This is a genomic window from Polaromonas sp. P1_G2, from assembly GCF_056405515.1.
Genome location: NZ_JBFUBY010000358.1, coordinates 1 through 3,494, shown reverse-complemented (window position 1 = coordinate 3,494; position 3,494 = coordinate 1). Strand labels below are relative to the sequence as shown.

The 3,494-nt window shown below is 65.0% G+C and carries 4 protein-coding genes and 1 pseudogene; 2 read left to right on the top strand and 3 right to left on the bottom strand.

The annotated features are described in order from the left end of the window. Positions 1–265, top strand: a pseudogene (locus AC1D0P_RS23470) (sulfoxide reductase heme-binding subunit YedZ); the annotation flags it as partial. Positions 266–268: 3 nt separating this feature from the next. Here the strand turns inward: AC1D0P_RS23470 and lysA are convergent. Together lysA and lptM are read right to left on the bottom strand one after the other, a co-directional pair. Beyond that, the gene (lysA, locus tag AC1D0P_RS23465; RefSeq protein ID WP_477678941.1) at positions 269–1,555 is read right to left on the bottom strand and encodes a diaminopimelate decarboxylase; all 1,287 of its coding nucleotides are present in this window, start codon (positions 1,553–1,555) and stop codon (positions 269–271) included. 157 nt (positions 1,556–1,712) lie between these two features. Next, a complete protein-coding gene (lptM, locus tag AC1D0P_RS23460; protein ID WP_477678940.1) occupies positions 1,713–1,958 on the bottom strand; it encodes an LPS translocon maturation chaperone LptM in 246 nt (81 codons plus the stop codon). Positions 1,959–1,970: 12 nt separating this feature from the next. On the opposite strand from lptM, the gene cyaY reads away from it, so the two are divergent. Beyond that, positions 1,971–2,306: an iron donor protein CyaY gene (gene cyaY / locus AC1D0P_RS23455; protein ID WP_477678939.1), complete on the top strand. Its 336-nt coding sequence runs from the start codon at positions 1,971–1,973 to the stop codon at positions 2,304–2,306. 67 nt (positions 2,307–2,373) lie between these two features. Here the strand turns inward: cyaY and AC1D0P_RS23450 are convergent. Continuing rightward, positions 2,374–3,494: penicillin-binding transpeptidase domain-containing protein (locus tag AC1D0P_RS23450; protein WP_477678938.1), on the bottom strand; the 1,121-nt coding region annotated here is incomplete at its 5' end.

Here is a 3,494-nt window from a genome sequence, read left to right as displayed (position 1 = left end):
GTTGACGCCGCTGGCGGCCACGTCTTTCAACGCCGCGATCAAGGCCATGGGTGCCAAACGCTGGCAGTGGCTGCACAAGCTGGTCTACCTGATCGCCGGCCTGGGCTTGCTGCATTTTTTCTGGATGCGTGCCGGCAAGAACAACTTTGCCGAGGTGTTTGTCTACGCCACGATCATCGCGGTGCTGCTGGGCTGGCGCGTGCAGCAGTACCTCAAGAAAAAGAAGCCGCAGCCCGCCTACGGCGTTCGCGGAAAACTGTCCTAGCGGTCAGCCGACCAGTTGCTCTTGCCGCATCTGGTCTTCCGCGGTTTCGCGGCGGCGTATCAGGTGCACCTGGTCGCCGTCGACCAGCAGTTCGGCCGCGCGGCCGCGGGTGTTGTAGTTGCTGGCCATGCTCATGCAATAGGCGCCGGCCGACATCACGGCCAGCTGGTCGCCCGCCACCACGCTGAGCGCGCGGTCGCGGCCTATCCAGTCGCCGCTTTCGCAGACCGGCCCGACCACGTCGTAAGTCATTTCCACCGCACCCTTTGTGGCGGTAGCCGTCACCGGCGCGATGGCGTGGAAAGCCTGGTACATCGCCGGGCGCGGCAGGTCGTTCATGGCCGCGTCGATGATGCAGAAGTTCTTGTGCTCGCCGGGTTTGACGTAGAGCACCTCGGTCAGGCAGACGCCGGCATTGCCGACCAGGGAGCGGCCGGGCTCGATCATGAGCTTTTTGCCGCCATAGCCGCGTGCATCCAGCCGGGCCAGCAATTGCTGCCACAGCGCATCGGCTTCGGGGGGCGTGTCGTTGTTGTAATTGATGCCCAGGCCGCCGCCGAAATCGATGTGCTCCAGCGGGATGCCGGCGCCTTCAATGGCCGCCACCAGGTCCAGCACCCGGTCCATGGCGTCGAGGTAGGGCGTGGCGTCGGTAATCTGCGATCCGATGTGGCAGTCGATGCCGACGACGCGCAAGCCCTTGAGCGAAGCCGCATGCTGGTAGATGCGCAGCGCGTCTTCGTGCGCGACGCCGAACTTGTTGTCCTTGAGGCCGGTGGAGATATAGGGGTGCGTCTTGGGATCCACGTTCGGGTTGACGCGGATGCTAACGGGTGCTCGCAGGCCCTGGGCCAGCGCCACCCCGGACAGCACGTCGAGCTCAGCCTCGCTTTCGACGTTGAAGCAGCCTATGCCGGCGGCCAGTGCCTTGCGCATTTCGGCGCGGGTTTTGCCCACGCCCGAGAAAATGATTTTTCCGGGCTCGCCGCCCGCCGCCAGCACGCGGTCGAGCTCGCCGCCCGAGACGATGTCAAAACCACACCCGGCGCGGGCAAACACCTGCAGCACGCCCAGCGAGGAATTGGCCTTCATGGCGTAGCAGATCTGCGCATGGCGGCCGGCAAAGCCGCGCTGGTAGGCGGCCAGCGCCGACAGCATGGCGGCCTTGGAATACACGAAGAGCGGCGTGCCATGCGCGGCGGCGAGATCCCGCAGGCGCAGGTTTTCAACAAAGAGCTCGCCCTCGCGGTAGGCGAAATGCGGATGGCCGGGAAGGGATGGGCGGGTCATGGGTGGTGCTGGCTGTGGAAGGAAAGGTTCGAGGTATCTTAAGGAGAGCGCGGCGTGCGCGCCATGACCGATTCAAGGTGTCTTTGCGTCGACGCCTTGGATTTCAAGGTTCAGGCCGCGCACGGCCTGGAGCCTTGCAGGGCCGGCCGTCAAATGCTTAGCGGGCGGCCGAGGCCGGCACAACCGGTGCGGTCACGGCGGCGGGAGGCGCCTCAGGAAGGGTGGTTGATGGCGCGGGCGAGGTGGGCAGGGCCGCGGCCGGGACCTTGGGCGGCACGGGAAGGTAAAGCGCGCCTTTTTGGCCGCAACCGGCCAGCAGGGCGGCTGCGGCCACAATCGCGGCAAGGCCATGCCGGAAGCCGGGATTGCGGGCGCGGCCTAAAATTTGAACTGAAGAAACCATGACGGGATTGTAATGACGGACCTTGAATACCAGGATCTGGCCGAGCGCGCGCTCCAGGCAGTGGAAGCGGYCTGCGACCGGATCAACGATGAGACCGATGCGGACATCGACAACCAGCGGACCGGCGGCATGGTCACGCTGACCTTTGCCAACCGCAGCCAGATCGTCATCAACCTGCAGAAACCGCTGCAGGAAATCTGGATGGCGGCCAGGGCCGGCGGGTTTCACTATAAATACAGTGCGGGGCGCTGGGCTGACACCAAGGATTCCAGCGAATTTTTCGCCCAGCTCTCACGCTACGCCGGCGAGCAAGCCGGCCAGCCGCTGGTGTTCAAGGCGCCGGACTGATTGCTCCGGCCGCGCTGGAAGTAAAAACGGCCCGTGAGGGCCGTTTTTCATGCACGGTGCGCGACCGTCAGTTCTTGAACAGGTCCAGGATGCGCTTTTTCTCGTCCGAAGGCGGTAGCACCTGGATCGCGCCGCCCGGTCCGGCGGGACTGGCCGGCTGGCCCGCATTGGCGGCGGCGGCCGGGTCTTGCTGGATGCCCACGGTGCTGACACCCGAGCCCCGGGCGTACTCGCTGTAGTACCACTCGCCCCCCACGTTGACCACGCCTTCGGGCGCCGGGTATTCGGCGACCGGCACGCCCTTGAGGGCGTATTCCATGTAATTGATCCAGATCGGCAGGCTCAGGCCACCGCCGGTTTCCCGGTCGCCGAGCTTTTTGGGCGTGTCGTAGCCCATCCAGACCGCCGCCGCCAGCGTGGGCTGGAAACCCACGAACCAGGTGTCGATGGAATCATTGGTCGTGCCGGTTTTGCCGTAGAGGTCGGGCCGCTTGAGCGTGGCCTGCGCCTTGGCCGCCGTGCCCGAGCGCGCGACTTCCTGCAGCAGGCTGTCCATGATGAAAGCGTTGCGCGCCTCGATGCCCCGGGCCGACTCGTCCAGCGCGGGCGGCTTGGTGTCCAGCAGGACTTTGCCGCGCTGGTCGGTGATTTTGGTGACCAGGTAGGGATTGACGCGGTAGCCACCGTTGGCGAACACGGAGTAGGCGGTCACCATCTGCATGGGCGTGACCGAGCCGGCGCCCAGCGCCATGGTCAGGTAGGCGGGGTGCTTTTCGGCTTCAAAACCGAAGCGGGTGATCCAGTCCTGGGCGTAGGGCGCGCCAATAGCCTGCAGGATCCGGATGGAAATCATGTTCTTGGATTTCTTCAATCCGGTGCGCAGGCTCATGGGGCCTTCGAAATTGCCGTCGTAGTTTTTCGGCTCCCAGGGCTGGCCGCCGGTGACGCCCGCGTCGAAGAACAGCGGGGCGTCATTGACCACGGTGGCGGGGGTGAAGCCTTTTTCCAGTGCGGCGGAGTAGATAAAGGGCTTGAAGCTGGAACCGGGCTGGCGCCAGGCCTGGGTCACGTGGTTGAACTTGTTTTTCTCAAAATCGAAGCCGCCCACCAGCGCGCGTATGGAGCCGTCGCGCGGGTCCAGCGCCACAAAAGCGCCTTCAACCTCGGGTAGCTGGGTGATTTCCCAGG